The following is a 21,813-nucleotide window of genomic DNA, read 5'->3' as shown; positions in this document are numbered from 1 at the left end:
GAGTAGTTTCGAATAGAGCAGGCTATTGCAATGATTCATTAAATATCGTGGCTCGATCAGGGCGGCTGACGCCGCCCTTCGCGCCGGGCCGCCGCTGCGGGTGCCTCTTTCGCTCGTTTCTCTCGCTCTTTCGTTACGCCGCGCTACGGGGTTGGTGACGCCATTCGAGGTGTTGACGCGGTTGCACGCTTTCGAGGTTGGCGGTGTTCGTAGCGCGGTGTAAGCGGAGCGCACCCGCGAAGCACCCCGTTAGGGGTGCCGAATATGCCACTGGGGTTTGCTCGATCACCGTGGCTTGATCGGGGCGGCTGGCGCCGCCAACGCGGGTGCCTCTTTCGCTCGTGACCTCGCTCTTTCGTTACGCCGCGCTACGGGAATCCTGCCGCGCTTCTAAAGGTGCTACGTATTCGTAGCGCGGTGTAAGCAGAGCGCACCCGCGAAGCACCCCGTTAGGGGTGCCGAATATGCCACTGGGGTTTACTCGATCACCGTGGCTTGATCGGGGCGGCTGGCGCCGCCAACGCGGGTGCCTCTTTCGCTCGTGACCTCGCTCTTTCGTTACGCCGCGCTACGGGAATCCTGCCGCGCTTCTAAAGGTGCTACGTATTCGTAGCGCGGTGTAAGCAGAGCGCACCCGCGAAGCACCCCGTTAGGGGTGCCGAATATGCCACTGGGGTTTGCTCGATCACCGTGGCTCAATCGGGGCGGCTAGGGCCGCCTTCGCGGGTGCCTCTTTCGCTCGTTTCTCTCGCTCTTTCGTTACGCCGCGCTACGGGGTTGGTGCCGCCATTCGAGGTGTTGACGCGGTTGCTCGTTATGGCGCGAAACGGGGTTGGTGCCACGCCTCATAACGTTGGCGGTGTTCCCTTAGCGCGGTGTAAACGAGCGCACCCGCAGGAGCAGCGGGAGTGGTGTTGCGGTTAGTTAAGCGGCTTGGCTTTTTAAGAGTGGCCATGCACCTTGCTTCGAGGCCTCCAGAATGACGATTTCATTGATCGTGCCATCCTCTGCGTAACTAATATGTGTATGCCAATCTTGAGAAACCTCCCTAACGGTAGGCTTTTCTGATAGGTGCAGAACCAGGATATCATCTGCTTCATCGTACGTAGTTCGCATTACTTATCCTGTTTGGTTTGGGCGTATTGCTGACACCTTCGCGCCGGGCCGCCGCTGCGGGTGCCTCTTTCGCTCGTTTCTCTCGCTCTTTCGTTACGCCGCGCTACGGGGTGGTTGCCTCGATTAACCATTACACCGCGCTACGGTGCCCTACCCCTTGCTATCAATCCCGGTGGTCTTTGATGATCATGATCATCATGCTGAGGATGAAGGCGAGGAAGATGGTGATGATGGCGAATACCGTGCTGTTGTAAAGGCGGTTGGGCTCTGTGGGGTATTCGGGCATGAGCGGGCTTTGCAACACGCTGACTTGTTTGAGTTGACGGGCGGCTTCCAGGCGGGTGTTTTCCAGGGCGGCCAGGGCGCTGGAGTAGGTTTCCTGGGCGAACTGGGCTTGCAGTTCCAGGGTTTCGTATTCTGCCGAGATGCGGTTGAGCGAGTTGCCGGTGGCTTGGGCCAGGCGGTCGCGTTGTTCGACGATCTGGTCGCGCAGGGCTTCGATGTTGCGTTCTACTTGGCGCAGCTCGGCGGATTGGGCGCTTTGGAAGCTGGCCAGGGCGTTGCGCTGGGCCTGGAAGCGGGCCAGGTCGGCTTCGAGGGTGGCGACGACCTGGTTGATGCTTTCCACCGTGCTGGTGGGTGATACCAGCCCGTGCTCGTTCTGGAATTCGAGCAGTTGGGCGCGGGTGTCATTGAAGCGCTCTTCCAGGCGCACCATTTGGCGCTCCAGGAAGCGTACCTGTTCATCGGCCAGGCGGTGGCCCATTTCGTTCATGTGGTTTTCGCCTGCTTCCAGCAGCAGCGATGCCATGCTGTGGGCGAATTCGGGGGTGTAGCCTTGAACGTGAATGTTGAGAACCCCCGCGTATTCGTCCAACTCCACTTCTACACGGCGCAGGTAGTAGCGGTGCAGGTCTTCAATGGGCACGTTCGGGTCGCGCAGGCGGGCAAACAGGTCACCGTGTTCGCTGTAGTGCTGGCGAATGCCTAGCTGTTCATCGAGCAGGCGCAGCATGTCTACCGAGAGCAGGTGCTCGCGCAGTAGCAGCAGGTCGGCCGTGTTGCCTCCGCCGCCGCCCATGAGCGATGAGAGGCTGAATTCCGGTGTGGCGACTTGTGGGCTTTCCAGCACTACGGTGGCACGGGAAACGTAGCGCTCTTCTGCCCATACAAACCAGTAAAAGCTGACCAGGAGAATGGCGAGCAAGGCCATGGCCCAGTGCGGTGACTGTTTTACGAAACGGGTTAATGAGGATTGCATGGGTTATTTGGCCTTCAACCGGTCAACAAAACGGAGGTGCATCAGTAGCCCGAGGGCATTCAAACTCAGGGTCACCAGCCAGAAGTAGAGCATGCTGGTGCCGTGAATGACCTGATAGTTTTCAAAGAATCCCAGCCGCAGAGTTTCCAGGGCATGGGGAATGGGGTTGAGCATCAGGTATTCCAGTAGCCAGTGGGGTAACTGGTTGAGCGGAAACATGACGCCGGAAATGATCAACAGTGGCAGCGAAAGCATGCGGATCACTCGGCCCACTTCCGGCACCAGAGTAGCGGCCACCGAGGTGACCAGGCCCAGCCCGATGCCCAGGCTCCAAAGCGAGACCCATGCCCACATGGCTCTGATGGCATTGTCGGGGTACATGTCCAGACCTAGCAGCAGCCCCCCCACGATAAACAGCAGGAAGACGAAGGTGCGCAGCATGCCTTCCAGAAAGTTGCGCACCAGCACGGGGTCTACGGGCTGCACTTGGCGATAGGCGAACAGCGCGCTGTTGGCATCGATGGCACCCATACCGCGCAGCATGCCTTCTCGCACCAGGAAGAAACCCATCATGCCGGCGATCATCCAAGGAATGAACTCGGCATTCACGATCAGGCGGTCACCCCGGATGAAACTACGAATGCCCACCATGATGGCCACCAGCGCGAAGGGCTCGAAGATCATCCAGAACCAGCCCATGCGGTCGGCCATGGTGCGCGAAACGGCTTCGCGCATGAACATGGCGTACCACACGCTGCGCGTGACCTGCCAGGGGGTGCGCGCGCCTTTCGGGGTACTGCTTGTGTTATCCATGATGCTGTGTCTTTTGATTCAAGAACGTAAATGGAGTAGTGGCTTGATCAGGGCGGCTGGCGCCGCCTCCGCGGGTGCCTCTTTCGCTCGTTGCTCTCGCTCTTTCGTTACGCCGCGCTACGGGGTTGGTGCCGCCATTCGAGGTGTTGACGCGGTTGCTCGTTATGGCGCGAAACGGGGTTGGTGCCACGCCTCATAACGTTGGCGGTGTTCCCGTAGCGCGGTGTAAGCGGAGCGCACCCGCGAAGCACCCCGTTAGGGGTGCCGGTGAGGCCAATGAGGTTTGCTCGATCACTGTGGCTTAATCGGGGCGGCTGGCGCCGCCTCCGCGGGTGCCTCTTTCGCTCGTTGCCTCGCTCTTTCGTTACGCCGCGCTACGGGGGTACGTGGCCAATGATGGCGGTGTTTCGTAGCGCGGTGTAAGCGGAGCGCACCCGCGAAGCACCCCGTGAGGGGTGCTGAATAGGCCAATGAGGGTTATTCCACCACCGTGGCCCAATCAGGGCGGCTGGCGCCGCCTCCGCGGGTGCCTCTTTCGCTCGTTTCTCTCGCTCTTTCGTTACGCCGCGCTACGGGGTTGGTGCCGCCATTCGAGGTGTTGACGCGGTTGCTCGTTATGGCGCGAAACGGGGTTGGTGCCACGCCTCATAACGTTGGCGGTGTTCCCGTAGCGCGGTGTAAGCGGAGCGCACCCGCGAAGCACCCCGTTAGGGGTGCCGGTGAGGCCAATGAGGTTTGCTCAATTACCGTGGCTCGATCAGGGCGGCTGGCGCCGCCCTCCGCGGGTGCCTCTTTCGCTCGTTTCTCTCGGTCTTTCGTTACGCCGCGCTACGGGGTGCTCGCCCATTCGTATCATTGGCGATTTGTCTGTAGCGCGGTGTAAGCGAAGCGCACCCGCGAAGCACCCCGTTAGGGGTGCCGGTGATGGCGCTGGGCCATTGCAGCGGGTCTGATCACAGGTCCAGGGCGACGCGGGTGGTGACGGCGATCTGGAAGAGGATCTGGGTGAGGGTCGAGGCGAGCTGCAGGTTGTGCGTGGGTGCCTTGGGCATGACGAGGATTTCGTCGCCGGGGCGCAGCGGGGTGTTGCGGGCGTGTTCGACGGCGCCGTTCTGGCGTACCAGCAGGATCTGGTCGCGGTCGGCGCGTTCGGTGAAGCCACCGGCGCTTTCCACGTAGTCGATGACGCTCATGCCGGGACGGTAAACGGCGGCCTGGGGCACGAGGATTTCACCGCTGATGAGTACCGAGTCGCTGATTTCAGGGATGGTGATGACATCGCCATCCTGGAGGCGGATATCGGTGATGCCGTCACTGGAAGCCACCACTAACCGGCCGCTGGGTTCGAGCTCACGGGCACGCTCGATGAAGCGTTCGATCAGCTCGGCTTCGCGCAACCGGATCTGGGCTTCCTGGTCGGTACGGGAAGATGCGCCCAGGTAAGTGGTTTCCAGGCGGCGCAGGCTGTCCTGCAAGGATTGCTCCTGCTGCTGGCGCACGCTTTCCCGCTGTAGCGAGACACTTTCCACGGCGGTCATGTTTTCCGGTACGGCAATGGCGTCCAGCAGCTCGCTGAGGCGGGCATTGCGGGGCAGCGCAAACCGAGAGGGGCCGTAGTAGCTGCCTTCGATTTCCACCACGATGGTTTCGCTGCGCTGGTCGGCGCTGAAGACTACTTCGTCACCGCTGCGTACCGTTTGGCCTGCAAACAGGTTGATGGGGAAGTATTGGGCAATCGGGCCGTCGTCACGGTCGCCGCGCAGCAGCACGTGGGAAACGCCGCTTCTCAGCCGGGCCAGGTTGATGATTTCGGCACCGCTAAGCTGATTACCGATCAGTTCGTAGCGGTGTTCACGGTGTACATCACCGACCACGGCAATGGCAGGGCCACGCTCTTCCACTACGATGGTGTCGCCATCCTGAAACTGCGGGCGGGCGATGGTGCCGTTGATGAGGAAGTCGTAGAGGTCGACGGTGGCCACGGTGCGGTCGTCACGCACCACACGAATCTGCCGGTAGCTCCCCAGGTCCTGGTCGATGCCACCGGCCTGGTCGAGGAAGTAGAGCAGCGAGTCGTTGGGGGTGCCTGCATAGCGGCCCGGGTTTTCCACATAGCCAGTGACGAACACGGCCACGGGCTGAACGCCTTGCACGTTGGTGTAGACCTCGACGTTATCCGGGTACACCGCCGTAATGGCACTACGCACGCTGCCGTCTACCTGCTGGCTGTTCTGGCCTTCCACATTCAACGGGCCGGAGCCGGGGATGAAAATGTTGCCCTGGGCATCCACGGGCAGCACGCGGTCGAATTCGAACGCGCCCCAGGCCCGCACGGTGATCTGGTCGCCGGGCTTGATGCGGTAGTCGGCATTCAGGCCATCCCCCATGGCACCACGAAAGCCACCGCTGAACAGGTTGGCACCAAAGGGCGGCAAGGCATCGGGGTCCTGGGGCGGCGTGGCGATGGGGCCGTAGGTGCCGCTGCGCCAGTCGGCGCGGGGGGTGTCGTCCACTTGCTCTTGCTGCCCCGGCTGGCCGCGTTGCTGGCTGCCCTGCTGGGGAAGAATGTCGTTGGAGAGGCTGATGGATTGCGCCATGGCGGGCGCTGTGGCCAGCGTGGCAAACACCAGCCCGGCCGTAGCCAGCACGCGCTTCAGCGGAGCCAACAGGGCGGGGGTGGAAGTGATCGTGGCCGGCATGTCAGCGCCCTCCTGCTTGGGTGACCAGGCGCTGGTGTGCCCAGCCATTGGGGGTTTCACAGGCGAGTGCTGCGCGTACGCTGCCGCCGGGCTCCATCACTTGGAGCTGGCGGCATTTGCGCCCGCTGGCGGCCAGGTACGGGGCCTCGGCAATGATTTCCACGTTGTCGCCCCAGGGGGTGCGGGCGGCGGTGTGCACACCGCTGGCGGGCGATTGGGTGAGGAAGCGATTGAGGGCTTCGTCTTCCAGCAGCGACGCGGCATCCTGGGTAAGCACGTATTGAGGCGCTTGCTGGGCGCTGCCAGAGGGGTACTGGGTGGCGCAGCCGCTGACCAGGGCCACGCTGACCGCCGCCAACAGCATGCGAGCTGGCCGCGAGACGCAAATAGGGGTGTTCAACATAGAAGATTCCATCAAAAAGGCACGCTACCGCCCAGGGATTCATACGGGCGCATTCCCTTGCCCTACGCTGTGCGGATGAATAGAGGTTAACCTGAGATATAAAAATGCTCGGCTATTGTAAGGGATTCGTTGCTTGGGCTCTACGTCAACAAGCATTGTACAGCCCGCCCTTTTCACGCTGGCGCTTCCGTGCGCAGTCACACTACGGTTTCTTTTGACGAAAAATAGCCTTTTAGTTCCGTGGCTTTCTTGTCGTAGGTGTGTCACACGGCTGTGGTAAGCTCGCTGAACGTTTGTATTGACGAGTGAAGGCACCATGAATATTGCGGTTTTTGGTACGGGCTATGTGGGGCTGGTGGCGGGCGCGTGTCTGGCCGAAGTGGGCCATCAGGTTACCTGCATGGATATCGACCCGGCGCGTATTGCCCTGCTCGATGCGGGCGAGTGCCCGCTGTTCGAGCCAGGCTTGAGCACTCTGTTGCAGCAGAACCGCGAGGCTGGCCGCCTGCATTTCACCACCAACACCGAAGAGGCCGTTCGCCAGGGTGACCTGCTGTTCATCGCCGTGGGCACCCCGCCGGATGAAGATGGCAGTGCCGATTTGCGCCACGTGCTGGCCGTGGCGCGCAGCATTGGCGAGCACATGACCGGCTACAAGCTGGTGATCGACAAATCCACCGTACCCGTGGGCACGGCCGAGAAAGTGGCGGCCACCATCGCACAGGCCCAGCAAGCGCGCGGCACGGCCCACGCCTTCGATGTGTGCTCCAACCCGGAATTCATGAAGGAAGGCGCAGCCATCGAGGACTTTACTCGGGGCGCTCGTATCGTGGTGGGCACCGAAAGCGAACGGGTGCGAGAGTTGATGCGCGAGTGCTATGCACCATACAACCGTAACCACGACAAGCTGATGTTCATGAGCGTGCGGGCCGCGGAGCTGACCAAGTACGCCGCCAACGCCATGCTGGCCACCAAGATCAGCTTCATGAACGAGATGGCCAACCTGGCCGAGCGGCTGGAGGTGGATATCGAAGAGGTACGCCGGGGTATTGGTAGCGACCCGCGCATTGGCTATCACTTCATCTACCCCGGCTGCGGTTACGGTGGCTCTTGCTTTCCCAAGGATGTGAAGGCCCTTGAACGCACCGCCAGGGCGCTGGGTTTCGAACCCCAGCTGCTGGGTGCCGTGGAAGCGGTCAACCAGCGCCAGAAACAGACCCTGTTCGACAAGCTGACCGCCGAACTGGGCGATGTGCGGGGCAAGACCATCGCACTGTGGGGGCTGGCCTTCAAACCCAATACCGATGACATGCGCGAGGCCCCCAGCCGCACGCTGATGGAGGCGCTATGGGCGGCGGGCGCTACGGTGCAGGCCTTCGACCCGGAAGCCATGGCCGAATGCCGCCGCCTGTACGGCGAACGCGACGACCTGATGCTGGCCGGTGACCGTATTCAGGCGGTGAAAGGCGCCGATGCGCTGGTGATCTGCACGGAGTGGAAGGCGTTCCGCACGGTAGACTTTGCCTGGCTGGCCAGCCAGTTGAACGACAAGCTGGTGGTGGATGGGCGCAACCTCTATTCGCCCGCCGCCCTGGCGAGTGCCGGGCTGCGCTACGTGGGCGTTGGCCGCCGCAGCCCTCAGCCTGCCTGAGCCTTCAGGAGACACCACAAAGACGACGCCCGGCGCCAAGGCCGGGCGTATTCGTTTGGGCTTCCCATGCGGGTCTATCCAGCAACGCTGCTAGGCCACCTTGGGGGCAGATTGCCGACGGTGGCAGCCCCACAGCACCACCAGCAGGAAGGCGTACATCATGACGCCGCTGTTATGCTCCAGAAAGACCTGGGAAAGCCCGAAATCCAGAAACGTGACGGGTAGCAGCACGCCCGCCGTGGCCACAGCGCGAGCGGCCAGATCGGGGGCTTGCAAATCGCGGGCGAACATTCGCATGGGCACCAGATAAAGTGCCAACAAAATCACCAGCCCTAGAATGCCGCGCTTGGCGAAAGCATCGACGAATTCATTGTGAGCGTGACCATATTGAGCCGCTTCACGACTGATGACGCCTTCTTCACCAAAGGCGTACATGGCTTCGGCGTAACCGGTACTGCCCCACCCCGTCAGCGGTTTTTCCTGAATCAGCATGGCGGCACCGCGCCACATGTCGAATCGAGCCCCAACAGAGGTCGAGCGATTTTCACCGGAAATATACAACGCCACGTCACTGAAGGCGTGCTGTACGCGAGTTTGAACCCCCGACTGAGGCACTGAATATACCACCAGCCCCCCCACCACTACGGCCGCCACGACGGCCACCTTGAGGCGGCTGGAAAGCTGGGTACCGTAGGCGCGATACAGCACCAGCAGCACGATGGGGAAACCTACCCAGCCGCCACGGCTGCCGGAAAACAGCGAGCCCAGTATGCCGCCCAATGCCCCCGCCAGCAGCAGGGCGACCCAAACTTGGCGCTGGCGCTGCACCACGGCCCACCCCAGGCCTGCCATGCACAGTACGCCCAGCAGCATGCTGAGGTTACCGAACTGAATCACGTGGGTATGGCCCTGGGCGCGGTCTACGCCTTCGAACAGCTTTTGCCACCCGGCCCAGGTACCTGCACTGAGCGCGCCCACGGCGGCACCGCTCCATAGAAAGGCCAGATTGGGCGGGTAGCGCAGCACCCAGAACAGCGCCGGAATGGCCAGAATGAAGCGGCTGGGCTTGTCGAAACCCTTGCTGCCCTGGCCATCCAGCCATGCTTCCAGCATGGTGATGGCCGCATAGGCCAGCAGCACGGCCATGATGGCACCATCCTGGCGTGTCAGCTTAGGAACACGGCGTAGGGCGATGAGCCCCAGGCCCGCCAGCAGCAGCAACAACGCCCCCAGCGAGTAGCCGCTGGGCACGACCAGCGCGATGGCGGCCAAAAGAAAGACGGCCACGCCGGTAAATAACTGAGGAGGCTGAGTGCCGGGGTGTGACGAGGGGGAGTGCGTTGCCAACATTGAAACAGACTTCCTTTCATGGCCCTGGGGCGGCAATTCATTTGAGGAGGCCGATAGTAGCACAGGCTGTGCGGTGGCTCGCCAGGCGTTTGCCCGGCGCGCCCTCTCATGGGTTGGCGTACTGCTGCCAGCGCCAAGTGTCGATCATCATATCGTCGAGGGTTCGGGTAGCTTGCCAGCCCAGTTCTTGCTGCGCCTTTTCGGCACTGGCCCAGAAGGCGGCCAGGTCGCCATCACGCCGGGGGGCGTAGCGAAAAGCGACGGGCACTTGAGTCGCCCGGCTGAAGGCATCGATCATCTGCTTGACGGACACTCCTTGCCCCGTGCCCAGGTTGTAGTGGCTGGCGCCGGGTGCTTCCAACGCCTTGAGCGCCATACGATGCCCTACGGCCAGGTCGACCACGTGCAGGTAATCGCGCACGCAGGTGCCGTCCTGGGTGGGGTAGTCGTTGCCATAGACCTGCAGCTCGGTAAGGACGCCTGCCGCCACCTGGCTGATATAGGGCATCAGGTTATTGGGGACCCCTTGGGGGGATTCTCCAATCAGGCCCGAGGGGTGCGCCCCGATGGGGTTGAAATAACGCAGTATGGCTACCGACCACGCTGGGTCGCTGGCACACAGATCTTCCAGCACTTGTTCGACCATCGCTTTGGAGGTGCCGTAAGGGCTGGTACAGCTGCCCCGCCCCATGGTTTCCACGTAGGGCGGAATGGCATCCACGCCATACACGGTGGCCGACGAGCTAAAAATCAGCCGTTTGATGCCGGCCCTGGCCATGGCCTGACACAGCACGATGGAGCCGTACACGTTGGTATCGTAATAGGCCAATGGCTGGGTGACACTTTCACCCACGGCCTTCAGGCCTGCGCAGTGAATCACCGCCTGGATGGGATGGCGTTCAAAAATGGTTGCCAGCAGCGCGGCGTCGCGCACGTCGCCCTGGTAGAACGCCGCCGAGTGTCCGGTAATCTTTTCAATACGCGGCACCACGGAAGCCACACTATTGGCAAGGTTATCCAGCAATACCACTGAGTGCCCTGCTGCGAGCAGCTCGACGGCGATATGCGAGCCAATATAGCCCGTGCCACCTGTCACCAGGATCATCAGAGGCTCCGGTTAGTAAGCATTGGTGTGTTTAAAGCCCTTGAATACGGTCATGAAGATGATCTTGAGATCGAGCCACACCGACCAGTTGTCGATGTACCACAGGTCGTATTCGACCCGCCGCTGCATTTTTTCCAGCGTATCGGTCTCACCGCGCAGCCCATTGACCTGAGCCCAGCCGGTAATACCGGGCTTCACCTTGTGCCTGCGCATGTAGGACTCCACCAGTTCCTTGTAGTACTCATTGTGAGCCAGCGCATGGGGCCGTGGCCCCACGATGGACATGCGCCCCTGCAGCACGTTGTAGAACTGCGGCAGCTCATCCAGGGAGGTGCGGCGCAGGAAGGCTCCTATCGGCGTCAGACGGTTGTCGTTTTTGGTGGCCTGAGTGACGACGCCCTCTTTTTCCTGGTGCACTTTCATCGAGCGGAATTTGTAAACTTTGAACACCTTGCCGTTGGAGCCCGTACGGTGCTGCTTGAACAGTACGGGGCCAGGCGAGGTGAACTTGATGGCCAGCGCAATGGCAATGCACACCGGCAGAATCATCAGCGAGATCAGGCTGCCGACGATGATGTCTTCGGCGCGCTTGACGACTCTGGCCATGCCGTTGATAGGCGATACGCTGAGGTCGATGGCCAAGTGCCCCGCCACTTCGCTGGTGCGGTGGTTGAGTAGGCGCATGTCCTTGAATTCCGGGATCAGGCGAATCTCTTCGGTGTGGTTACGCAACGCATAGAACAGGCCATGCACGGTATCGCCCATTTCCAGCGGCACACAGATCCACACTTCGGCCGCGTTTGCGTCGCCTATCCGGGCAGCAATGCGCTCCAACTGTTCTTGATCGAGCGAGCCATCAGGAAGGCGCTCGACCCCGGCAATGGAGTGCCCTTCCCAGGAAGCAGCCCGCATGCCTCGCGCCACGTGCAGTACGTTCTTGGCGGGACCCACCAGGAAAACCGGGCGCCGTGCCCCGCCGCGGATACGAATGCGCCGTAACCCATATTGCACCAGCGCTCGAGCACTGGCGGCCAGCACGAAGGAGAACAGCAGGGTCAATCCTACCCATAGCCGCGAGTAGCGCTCTGCCGCGTGGGCAAAGTAGATGATGGAGGTGACGATGATGCCGATCACCAGCCAGACCAGCATCAACTTGGTGATGATGTAAAACGTGGACGAGATGCGCCAGCGTTTATAGCTACCTGTGGAACTGTTGGCCACCACCACCAGCAAGGCCATGCAGGCCAGCGCCAGAACGTAGCGCTCATGCAAATGAAAGGTCTCGAAACGCAACAGGTACGCCATTACCCCCGAGAACACGACAACGACGAAGTCGAATACCGGGAAGATGATCTTGGGCGGATAGCGCTCGGAAAAGATCACGCCTCTTTTCTGAGCGGCTCCCAGCTTACTGTCTGAGTGCATAGTACGGTCTCTACTCTACGATCTAATTATTGGGCGCTGCGATGGGCTTTCCAGGCTACTTTCAGGTCGTGCTATTGCTGGCGACTTCCACCGAGGGCGCCGGGGCTGGTTGCGTTCGCCCATATGAGAGATAGAACATCATGGAAAGCATGGCAAACACGCTATTGAATGCCGAAACGGAGAGCGATGAGGCCATTAGCACGCCAAGCACACACAGCGTGTCGACCCAGCCATAGCCGCTCTTGCGCAGCGCATAGCCGGTAAATACCACGAGAAAGATCAGCCCCAGCACGCCATGGTCGTAAAGCACGCGAATGATATAAGAGTGCAAAATGACCGAATAGCAGGTGCCATCCCCAGAGAAGCTGTACATGTCGCTCCAGTAGGAGAGCGCTTCGCACGTCTGTGTAGACATCGGCGTCAGGGGCTGGGTACCCAACATCACGTTCCACCACTGCCAACCCTCTACGTCGTCGAGGAAGTAGAGCAGGAACCGAACACGGTCGATGGACGCGCCTCGCTCCAGCAGGGAGCGAAAGGTGAGCGGCGGTTCGATGAGTTCACCCTGGCTGTCCAGAATCACTTCGGGCTCTCTTTGCTCCTCTAATGCGGGCATGCTGGGATGCTCGTTTGCAGCTCCCTCGCTACTGCCCAGCGAAATATCCATGCGATCGTTCACGATGCCGTAAGCCAATGCCACCAGTAATGGAAAAAGCAGCAGCCAGGGCTTGATAAACCCTTTGCCTACCCGGAACACGCTGAAAAAATACACCGCCAGAAAACACAGGAACGCGCTGCGCGACCCTGATAAAAAGATGATCAGCATCACGGCGACAAACGAGACGAACCGCCAGCGCATCACAGGGAGCACCAGATACAGCAGCAGAATCAGCAGCACCAGCTCGAAATTATTTTCCGTGAAGATACCCGGCCGTTGGCTGACCCAAGCGTCCAGTCCAATCAGCCGCGAGTAGGTGTACTTGAGGAAGAACAGCGCTAATAGCACATAGAAGAATTTGACGACCTGGGCCTGCTTGAATAGCGGCTGACCGATGAACGAGCAAAGCAGCAGGACGTAGAAGAATGCCTTGTACGCCTGCACGTAATCGAGAATATGGCTGCCGCTCATCAGCAGTGCAATGGCCAGGGTGACGGCCAGGTAGCCACCCGCCGCCAGCATGAATAGCCACGCAGAGCGGCTTTTCGGCGGAAACACCAATACGGACATGCCCAGCACAGCCAGTTCCAGTAGCGGTACGGCAGGCAGAATGTTGTAGTGCCAGGGCGACATCACGCCCACGACGCCCAGTGCCACGATCACGGCCATTAGCAGCATCGCAGCCAACGGCTGAGCCTTGCGGCGATAAGCCAACAGAGTATTGCCCCATGGGTAATGACCTTGCATTCCTTGCTCCCAAACGATCTCGCTAAATTGAATCCCTTTACCGCGATGGCTTACTTGAACAACTTTCTGAATACTCTTTCCACCAGCCCCATTTTCCACCCTTTTCCCCAGTGGTGGATCAGGTAGGTATCGCTTTCGATATAGCAGTACATCAGCTGCTTGCGATCATGCGCCTTGGCATAGGGGTTATAGGGGTAGAAAAAGTGCCAGGGCTTGAGATCGATATCACTGGCATCCTGTTCGACACAGGCATTGGCGACTTCTGGGGCAATCAGGAAGGGCTTTTTCTGTTGGTGCCGAGCTTCGATCAGCGCCATGGCATTCTTGAAGAAGTGGTGCCCAGCCACGCCACCTACTACGGCGGTATTCAGTCGGCCTTCATCTTCATAGCCCAAAAAGCACGGGCTTTGCAGCAGCGGCTCCAGCGAGCGTACGACTTCCATGTCCACATCCAGATACACGCCACCGTGTTCGTGAAGTGCCGCCATACGCACATAATCGGACAGAAAGGCCCACTTCTTGTTTTCCAGACAGTATTTGATGAACGGATTGTCATGATCGATGGTGGACTCGTTCCACTCGACGATCTCGAAATCGGGCATTTTTGCTTTCCACGTGGCAATGCACTCTTTATAGAGCGTGCCCATCGCGTTACCGCCAAACCAACAGAAATGGATCTTTTTAGGAATCATGATTCACTCAATCTTGTTGCCGTATTTGATCAAAAACCGGGGATAGTCTTTCAAGTAGCGTTTCAGCAACCGATTGGGTTCTTTCATCATTCGGTACAGCCAACGCAGGTTGAGACGGTCTACCCACGCGGGATAGTAGTCTTGCCCTTTGGCCTGCACGAACTGATCCAGGTAACCACCACAGGTAAAGCCGGTGCCTTGCCAGCCCATGGCACGCAGGTCCAGCAACAGGCGCTCCTGCTTGCCCGCGCCCATGCCGACGATGACGATGTCAGCACTGGCTGCCTGCACCAGGCTTTGCTGGCGCTCTTCGTCGCTGCTGAAAAAGCCCGAGCGCGCGTAGCTGATCTCCAGCCCCGGGTATTTCTGCGCCAGCAGCTGCGCCGCCTGACGGACGTTCTCTTCGGTGCCGCCCACCAGCGCCACGCGCTTCTGTGTGGCCTGGGCATGGCCTAGTACCACTGGGGCAATCGAGGTGTCGTCGAAGCTGGTACGCTGAATCTTTTTGCCCTTGAACAGCCGGGTATAGAGCACAACGGCAATGCCATCGGCGTAGAAGCGAATCTGTCGGCACTCCTGCTCGCTCAGGCTTTGCGCCACGCCCCCTAGAGAGAACGGATTGATGAAGCTGTAATCGATCCCTTCTTCCAGGTGAAACTCCCTTTCGAGTCTAATCATCTTGGTTCACCATCATTGTTAAGCTCGGTTTCGTGGCGTTAAGACAAAGCGCCAGTCGGTCATCAGGAAACCGAACTTTTTCTTGACCACGTAAACCGCCACGCCATTCTGAATCAGCAGGCACAGCAGCAGCGCATAGGCCGCCCCCTCTGCGCTGTAACGCGGAATCAGCAGCAGCGAGGCGATGCCCCCTACCACCACAGACCAGATTAGTATATTTCGCGCGGCACGCTGCTGGTCAGCCATTAAAAGCAGCAATATGACCGAGCCGGTCATCACATTGACGAGTTGCCCAATCACGAGGATTCTCACAACGCTGGCGGCACCACTGTAATCACTGCCAAACAGAGCCAACACAGCGCTGGGCCAAATGATGAAGACCAGGGCAGGCAGCAGCGCAAAGCAGGTCATTTGAAAAGCGCTTTTCTGGGCAAGCTGCTTGAGCCCTTCACCATTGCCTTCGTGCTGAAGCCGGGAGAAACGCGGCCCCAGAATACTGTCGTATACGGTCAGGATGAAGCCAATGATCATGGCTAGCCGTAGCCCCAGGCTGAACAGGGCAACGTCGCTTTCGCTATGGAAAGCGCCCAATACCAGGCCAACCCCCCACTGGGTGTAGTAGAAGATAATGCCTACCAGCAAAAAATCGGGCAGGTGACGATAGAAGCCTTTGGTAAAGCTGACACTGTCACTGTCGACCAGCGCGCTGCGCCGGTAGAGCCACCAGACGGCCCACAGCGCCACCAGCAGGTAGAGCCCCAAAATCACACCCAGCGCGGTCATCAGCGCCAGCGCCCCCAGCGAGATCCCCAGCCAGGCATACACCAGCACGATACCACTCAACACGATGGAGATACAGCCTATTTCGAACAGACAGGAGACATTGGCCCTGCCCCACCCTTTCATCAGAAAGTTGCACAGGTAAATAATGCTGTAGACCGGCGAAAGCAGCGCGGTCATTCGTAGGGTCTCGACCGCATTGTCTGTCGAGGAAAGCAGCATTTGCGCCACGCTGGGTGCTGCTGTCCATAGCCCTCCCCCCAGCAGCACACCTGCCACCACGTTGACCACCATGGCATGCTTGTAAATCCACGCCACTTCGCGGCGGCTATTATTGGAAGTCGCTACCCCCATGTATTTGAGCGTGGCCCGGTCGGTACCCAGGCTGGCAAACACCTGCATGCCAATCATGATCGACAGGCACAGCATGAAGGCACCAAAGGCCTGAATAGTGACGAACGTGGCCAGCACGTAGGAAAGCAGGAATGTACCACCCGCGGCAATACCGCGCGCAGCCAGCGTGGTGAGCAGCTGGTTCTGCAGAATTCGTTTTATCATCCGTGACTCTTGGAGAAGTCAACTCTTTGACTTTGCGCGTAAATTCAGAAAGGCATGGCCATCGAACGCCACTACCTGATAAGCGTTATCACTAATGTAAGTGTGCTTAGCCTAACGTATGAATCATACCCTTTTCGGCGCCTGCATGTAACAAGGTGGAAGCAGGATTCATAAATCTTGCCTATTTCCTCCATTGTCAATAGCAATGAGATGTGTTTAGTAAATACTGATAAAGCTACTGTACCTTGCTTCAGACGGCCAAGAGATTGGCCAACCTGTTCACTAACTGACCATAGGCCATCAAATAAAAAACCGGCCCTGAGGGCCGGTTCTATCTGCTGTTAGGCAGTTATCCATTCAAGCGTTGGCGAAAGCCAGGCTTAGAAGTGGTAACGAGCGCCAGTCAGCCAGTATACGTTGTCGGTCAGGTCGCCCAGAGTGGTGTCACGGTTGACGCTCGGCGCATCGCCGTCAGCCAGCTCAGCGAATACGTCGAAGTTGCTGGATACTTTGTAGTATGCGCCAGCAGACCATGCTTTGCTGTTAGAGTCGTCGTCACGCTCGATGTTGTAGTAGTCAACGTTGAACGCCCAAGGACCAGTGGTGAAAGTACCACCCAGACCTACGGTGTCGAAGCCACCGCCGAATTCAGTGCTGTTGTCGCGGCCTTCGTAGCCCAGACGTGCAGTGAACTGGTCAGTGATGTCATAAGAACCGATCAGGCCGTACAGCATTTCGCCGTTGCCGCCGCCACGAACTACGTCGTCAACGAAGCCCAGAGCAACAGTCACAGGACCTTCAGCGTAGCGAACACCACCCTGAGCGGCTACAACTTCGCCTTGCTCAGTAGTTTCGATACCTTCCAGCAGGCCGCGCTCGCTGTAGTGCTTCAGCTGCAGGAAGGCAGTGAAACCGCTCAGGTCAGGCGTGTAGTAACCGATAGAGTTGCCGCGAGACTGCTTCGAATGATCAGCGAATTCAAAGCCTTGGTCGATGTATACGTCGAACGGCTTGGAAACGAACTGGAGGTAGAAGCTGTCGAAGTTACCGCCAACAACAGTACCGTACTGCTCGCTCTTCAGACCGATGTAGCTTTGACGAGTCTCACGGAAGGCTTCGTCGCTGCGACGCTCGTCAGCACGGAAACGCCATTCCAGGTGACCGAAAGCGCTCAGGTCAGTCGTGACCTGCTGGCTCATGCGCAGACCCATACGAGAGGCCACGTCTACGAACTCAGCGCCGTTGTCGATTTCACGGTCTTGAGAATCGAACTCGGGGCCGCCACCGGCGATACCCAGGGCGATACGGCCATAGATGTCCAGTCTGGTGCCGTCCTGGTCATAGACAGTGGCTGCTTGAGCGGCAGCGGAGGCACCCAGGGCGCCAACAATGGCAGTCGCTAAAAGTGTCTTTTTCATGATGTAGGTTCCTTTAACTAGCTTACTGTTTCGATCGTTATTACTGGCCTTCGTAGAAGCCAGTAAGTGGCTTGCGGGCCATGCTCTTTTTCTCATCCGCCGGTTTTTCCCGGTGGTATGCGACATGTCCTCAACAAAGCCTTGTTATAGTCCAATGCTCGCAGATCAAACTCTATACTGGGATTCCAAGGAACGCAATAGAAAAAAACAGTGTTTTTTTATGATTTGTGTTTTTTTATGGAACCCAGCCAACCCAAACCGGTCTCAGCGGCCTTCGAATTTCTGCTGCAAACCTTTCAGCTTCTCTTCAAGGCTAAGCGGTTTTGCCTGCTCGGTTTTTTCCTGCCGGGGCACTTCCTGACGTTTTTCTTTCCTCGGCAGCGGCGTTCGTTGAGCGGGTTTGGCACGCGGGGTCGGCGCGGTTTCTGTTGCTTTGGTCGCCTGGCTTTCGTGGCGCCGCGCACTGGCGTGCTGTGCCGCTTCCTTGTCGACTTTGCCTGCCGGATTGCCTTCCAGATCGACCCGTTCTACGCCTTCCCGCATGGATTTGATGTAGCGCGGCAGATTGACGTAGTTGGCCAGCGCACGACGCACCAGCTTGCCCGACCAGGGCTCACGCTCGGCCAGGTCGTGGTGAATGCCCACTTTCAGCGGCTTGGTATGCCCTTTGAAGAAAGCATTGGGGTAGCGCTGATACCACTGTTTCAACAACGCGTGGGGCGATGGCGGCTGAGTCGCTTCGGCAGCAGGTTCAACGGCAGGCGCTGGCGTTTCGTTTATTTCTTCCTGCGGCGGCGTTTGCTCGGCTACCACCGGGGGCTTTTCCTGGTGCTGACGCTCTGCCTGGGGCTGGCTCTCTTCCGTGGGCAGCGGCGCTTGCGCTATCTGGGGAGGTGCTGCTTCCCCACGTGCCAGCTGCTGCTTCAGGCGGCTGTTTTCGGCACGCAATGCTTCCAGCTCGGCGTTTTTCTGGTCGAGCCGTGTTTCGAGTAGTTCTAATAGTTGCAGTACGTTGGCAGCCATCACCTCCTCCTTTCCTTGCTCAGTCGTTGACACGCTCATATACCACGAAATCATAACGTGGCTGCCCTTCCGCTGGCTGGCCGGGTACGCGCTGCACTTCACGCCACTCGTCTGCCGAGAATTCTGGAAACGTCGCGTCGCCCTCGACGTCGATATCGACTTCAGTAATATACAGCTGCTGGGCGAAGGGCAAGGCTTGCTGGTAGATCTCGCCGCCTCCCATCACCATGATCTCCTCCGCCGCTTCGATGGTGGCGTGCTGGTCGGCCAGCGCCAGGGCAGACGGCAGGTCGTGGCAGATACGCGTGCCCTCGGCGGTGAAGGCCGTGTCTCGGGTCACCACGATATTCAGCCGATTGGGCAGCGGCTTGCCGATGGATGCATAGGTCTTGCGCCCCATCACCAGAGGCTTGGCCTGGGTCATGCGCTTGAAGAATTTCAGGTCTTCCGGCAGGTACCAGGGCAGCTTGCCATCGACGCCAATGACACGATTCTTCGCCATGGCGACGATCATCGCCACCGGCACCAGCAGTTCGTCAGTCGGGAGAGATTGGCTCATACGGCAACCTTTGCCTTGATGTGGGGGTGCGATTGGTACCCTTCTATATGAATATCATCGAAGGTGAAGTCGAACAGATCCGTGACCGCCGGATTGAGCACCAGCGCTGGCGGCGCCATGGGCGTACGCGTCAGCTGCTCCTGCGCCTGTTCCAGGTGGTTGCTGTAGAGATGGGCATCGCCCAGCGTGTGGATGAACTCGCCCGGCTTCAGCCCGGTCACCTGCGCCACCATGCTGAGCAGCAGCGCGTAGCTGGCGATATTGAACGGCACACCGAGGAAAATATCCGCACTGCGCTGGTACAGCTGGCAGGAGAGTCGACCATTCGCCACGTAGAACTGGAACAGACAGTGGCATGGCGGCAGCTTCATTTCATCCACCTGCCCCGGGTTCCAGGCCGAGACGATCAAGCGGCGCGACTGCGGGTTATGGCGAATCTGCTCCAGCAGGTTGGCAATCTGATCCACGCTGCCGCCCTTGGGGTGCGGCCAGCTACGCCACTGGTAGCCATATACGGGGCCCAGGTTGCCCGCTTCATCGGCCCATTCGTCCCAGATACGCACGCCATGCTCTTTCAGGTAACCGATGTTGGTATCGCCCTTCAGAAACCACAGCAGCTCATGAATGATCGAGCGCAGGTGCAGCTTCTTGGTGGTCAGCAGCGGAAACCCACGGGAAAGATCGAAGCGCATCTGGTGGCCAAACACCGAACGCGTACCTGTACCGGTACGGTCACCGCGATCAACGCCCTGTTCGAGCACAGTGCGCATCAAGTCCAGGTAAGGCTGCTCAAGCGCAGGCAATTCATTCGACGTGGTAAGCGAAGGCGTTGTAGCAGTCACAAGGTTTCCAGATTAACAGCGAATATGAGGCTGTATTCTAGGCTCCCCTAAAGGCAACGTCTATGTTAAGCCTTCCATCACCCAACGTGCCCTCATCGGCAACGCTCCTCGCGTTGCTTCGCGGGTGCGCTCCGCTTACGCCGCGCTACGGTATGCGCCCACATCAACCCAATACGTCACCACGGCAGATCGAGGTACACCCGTAGCGCGGCGTAACGATTGAGCGAGAGCAACGAGCGAAAGAGGCACCCGCAGCGGCGGCCCGGCGCGAAGGCGGCGCCAGCCGCCCTGATAGCGTCATCGAATCACAAACGTGCCCTCGAAACACAAAACGGCACCGCCACCCCCGGCGCCCTCATCGGCAACGCTCCTCGCGTTGCTTCGCGGGTGCGCTCCGCTTACGCCGCGCTACGGTATGTCGCCCATATCAACCCAATACGTCACCACGGCAAATCGAGCCACACCCGTAGCGCGGCGTAACGAAAGAGCGAGAGCAACGAGCGAAAGAGGCACCCGCGGAGGCGGCGCCAGCCGCCCTGATTACGCCTCCAAACAGGAAAACGCCACCGCCACCCATCGCGCCCTCATCGGCAACGCTCTCCGCGTTGCTTCGCGGGTGCGCTCCGCTTACGCCGCGCTACGGTATGTCGCCCATATCAACCCAATACGTCACCACGGCAAATCGAGCCACACCCGTAGCGCGGCGTAACGACAGAGCGAGAGAAACGAGCGATGGAGGCACCCGCGGAGGCGGCGCCAGCCGCCCTGATAGCGTCATCGAATCACAAACGTGCCCTCGAAACACAAAACGCCACCGCCACCCCCGGCGCCCTCATCGGCAACGCTCCTCGCGTTGCTTCGCGGGTGCGCTCCGCTTACGCCGCGCTACGGTATGTCGCCCATATCAACCCAATACGTCACCACGGCAAATCGAGCCACACCCGTAGCGCGGCGTAACGACAGAGCGAGAGAAACGAGCGATGGAGGCACCCGCGGAGGCGGCGCCAGCCGCCCTGATTACGCCTCCAAACAGGAAAACGCCACCGCCACCCATCGCGCCCTCATCGGCAACGCTCTCCGCGTTGCTTCGCGGGTGCGCTCCGCTTACGCCGCGCTACGGTATGTCGCCCATATCAACCCAATACGTCACCACGGCAAATCGAGCCACACCCGTAGCGCGGCGTAACGAAAGAGCGAGAGCAACGAGCGAAAGAGGCACCCGCGGAGGCGGCGCCAGCCGCCCTGATTACGCCTCCAAACAGGAAAACGCCACCGCCACCCACCGCGCCCTCATCGGCAACGCTCTCGCGTTGCTTCGCGGGTGCGCTCCGCTTACGCCGCGCTACGGTATGCGCCCACATCAACCCCAGGACGTCACCACGGCAAATCGAGGCACACCACCCCCAATACGTCACCACGGCAAATCGAGCCACACCCGTAGCGCGGCGTAACGACAGAGCGAGAGAAACGAGCGATGGAGGCACCCGCGGAGGCGGCGCCAGCCGCCCTGATTACGCCTCCAAACGGCAAAACGCCACCGCCACCCACCGCGCCCTCATCGGCAACGCTCTCGCGTTGCTTCGCGGGTGCGCTCCGCTTACGCCGCGCTACGGTATGTCGCCCATATCAACCCAATACGTCACCACGGCAAATCGAGCCACACCCGTAGCGCGGCGTAACGACAGAGCGAGAGAAACGAGCGATGGAGGCACCCGCGGAGGCGGCGCCAGCCGCCCTGATTACGCCTCCAAACGGCAAAACGCCACCGCCACCCGCCGCGCCCTCATCGGCAACGCTCTCGCGTTGCTTCGCGGGTGCGCTCCGCTTACGCCGCGCTACGTTTCCACCGCAAGCCAGGCTCCGTAGCGCGGCGTAACGATTGAGCGAGAGCAACGAGCGAAAGAGGCACCCGCGAAGGCGGCGCCAGCCGCCCCCGATAGAGCCGCCGAACCAAACGCGCCTTCGAAACACAAAACGCCACCGCCACCCGCCGCGCCCTCATCGGCAACGCTCTCGCGTTGCTTCGCGGGTGCGC

At 59.8% G+C, this 21,813-nt stretch carries 17 protein-coding genes; 1 reads left to right on the top strand and 16 read right to left on the bottom strand.

Going from position 1 to position 21,813, the window contains the following annotated elements:
* Window positions 1-924: 924 nt before the first annotated feature.
* The 5 genes from KVY02_RS05945 to KVY02_RS05925 form a co-directional block, all read right to left on the bottom strand.
* A complete protein-coding gene (locus KVY02_RS05945; protein WP_016913348.1) occupies window positions 925-1,116 on the bottom strand; it encodes a DUF2283 domain-containing protein in 192 nt (63 codons plus the stop codon).
* A gap of 163 nt (window positions 1,117-1,279) precedes the next feature.
* Window positions 1,280-2,377, bottom strand: coding sequence for a chain-length determining protein (locus KVY02_RS05940; RefSeq protein WP_100732363.1), 1,098 nt, complete (start codon window positions 2,375-2,377; stop codon window positions 1,280-1,282).
* A 3-nt stretch (window positions 2,378-2,380) separates the two neighbouring features.
* Window positions 2,381-3,190, bottom strand: coding sequence for an ABC transporter permease (locus KVY02_RS05935; protein WP_081193700.1), 810 nt, complete (start codon window positions 3,188-3,190; stop codon window positions 2,381-2,383).
* A 953-nt stretch (window positions 3,191-4,143) separates the two neighbouring features.
* Entirely contained in the window at window positions 4,144-5,889 is a 1,746-nt protein-coding gene (locus tag KVY02_RS05930; protein WP_218314738.1) for a polysaccharide biosynthesis/export family protein, read from the bottom strand.
* 1 nt (window position 5,890) lies between these two features.
* The gene (locus tag KVY02_RS05925) at window positions 5,891-6,292 is read right to left on the bottom strand and encodes a DVU3141 family protein (RefSeq protein WP_218314736.1); all 402 of its coding nucleotides are present in this window, start codon (window positions 6,290-6,292) and stop codon (window positions 5,891-5,893) included.
* Between the two features lie 316 nt (window positions 6,293-6,608).
* On the opposite strand from KVY02_RS05925, the gene KVY02_RS05920 reads away from it, so the two are divergent.
* On the top strand, window positions 6,609-7,943 hold the full coding sequence (locus tag KVY02_RS05920; protein ID WP_039183083.1) for a UDP-glucose dehydrogenase family protein: 1,335 nt from the start codon (window positions 6,609-6,611) through the stop codon (window positions 7,941-7,943).
* Between the two features lie 90 nt (window positions 7,944-8,033).
* Here the strand turns inward: KVY02_RS05920 and KVY02_RS05915 are convergent, their stop codons facing one another.
* The 11 genes from KVY02_RS05915 to KVY02_RS05865 form a co-directional block, all read right to left on the bottom strand.
* Complete coding sequence (locus tag KVY02_RS05915) at window positions 8,034-9,293, bottom strand: O-antigen ligase family protein (RefSeq protein ID WP_218314734.1); 1,260 nt, start codon at window positions 9,291-9,293, stop codon at window positions 8,034-8,036.
* 106 nt (window positions 9,294-9,399) lie between these two features.
* The gene (gene galE, locus KVY02_RS05910) at window positions 9,400-10,398 is read right to left on the bottom strand and encodes a UDP-glucose 4-epimerase GalE (protein WP_218314732.1); all 999 of its coding nucleotides are present in this window, start codon (window positions 10,396-10,398) and stop codon (window positions 9,400-9,402) included.
* Between the two features lie 12 nt (window positions 10,399-10,410).
* Window positions 10,411-11,823 carry an undecaprenyl-phosphate glucose phosphotransferase gene (locus KVY02_RS05905; RefSeq protein WP_016913338.1) on the bottom strand — a complete coding sequence of 471 codons (1,413 nt, stop codon included), beginning with the start codon at window positions 11,821-11,823 and terminating at the stop codon, window positions 10,411-10,413.
* 61 nt (window positions 11,824-11,884) lie between these two features.
* Window positions 11,885-13,228: a hypothetical protein gene (locus tag KVY02_RS05900; RefSeq protein ID WP_096923272.1), complete on the bottom strand. Its 1,344-nt coding sequence runs from the start codon at window positions 13,226-13,228 to the stop codon at window positions 11,885-11,887.
* Window positions 13,229-13,278: 50 nt separating this feature from the next.
* Window positions 13,279-13,920 (bottom strand): glycosyltransferase family 32 protein, encoded by a 642-nt coding sequence (locus KVY02_RS05895; protein WP_016913336.1) that lies wholly within the window; start codon window positions 13,918-13,920, stop codon window positions 13,279-13,281.
* 3 nt (window positions 13,921-13,923) lie between these two features.
* On the bottom strand, window positions 13,924-14,598 hold the full coding sequence (locus KVY02_RS05890) for a WecB/TagA/CpsF family glycosyltransferase (protein WP_218314730.1): 675 nt from the start codon (window positions 14,596-14,598) through the stop codon (window positions 13,924-13,926).
* A gap of 18 nt (window positions 14,599-14,616) precedes the next feature.
* Window positions 14,617-15,936: an oligosaccharide flippase family protein gene (locus KVY02_RS05885; protein WP_218314728.1), complete on the bottom strand. Its 1,320-nt coding sequence runs from the start codon at window positions 15,934-15,936 to the stop codon at window positions 14,617-14,619.
* A gap of 380 nt (window positions 15,937-16,316) precedes the next feature.
* Window positions 16,317-17,354, bottom strand: coding sequence for a porin (locus tag KVY02_RS05880; RefSeq protein WP_218314726.1), 1,038 nt, complete (start codon window positions 17,352-17,354; stop codon window positions 16,317-16,319).
* A 264-nt stretch (window positions 17,355-17,618) separates the two neighbouring features.
* A complete protein-coding gene (locus KVY02_RS05875; RefSeq protein WP_218314723.1) occupies window positions 17,619-18,377 on the bottom strand; it encodes a ProQ/FINO family protein in 759 nt (252 codons plus the stop codon).
* Window positions 18,378-18,396: 19 nt separating this feature from the next.
* On the bottom strand, window positions 18,397-18,936 hold the full coding sequence (locus tag KVY02_RS05870) for a dihydrofolate reductase (protein ID WP_081193676.1): 540 nt from the start codon (window positions 18,934-18,936) through the stop codon (window positions 18,397-18,399).
* Complete coding sequence (locus tag KVY02_RS05865; protein WP_040460680.1) at window positions 18,933-19,778, bottom strand: thymidylate synthase; 846 nt, start codon at window positions 19,776-19,778, stop codon at window positions 18,933-18,935. Before KVY02_RS05865 ends, KVY02_RS05870 begins: the two co-directional genes overlap by 4 nt.
* Window positions 19,779-21,813: the final 2,035 nt, after the last annotated feature.

Origin of the sequence: Halomonas sp. 18071143, assembly GCF_019211725.1 — a bacterium.
GTDB lineage: Bacteria > Pseudomonadota > Gammaproteobacteria > Pseudomonadales > Halomonadaceae > Vreelandella > Vreelandella stevensii.
The sequence above is the reverse complement of the archived record's forward strand: the minus strand, read 5'-3'. Positions and strand labels throughout refer to the sequence as shown.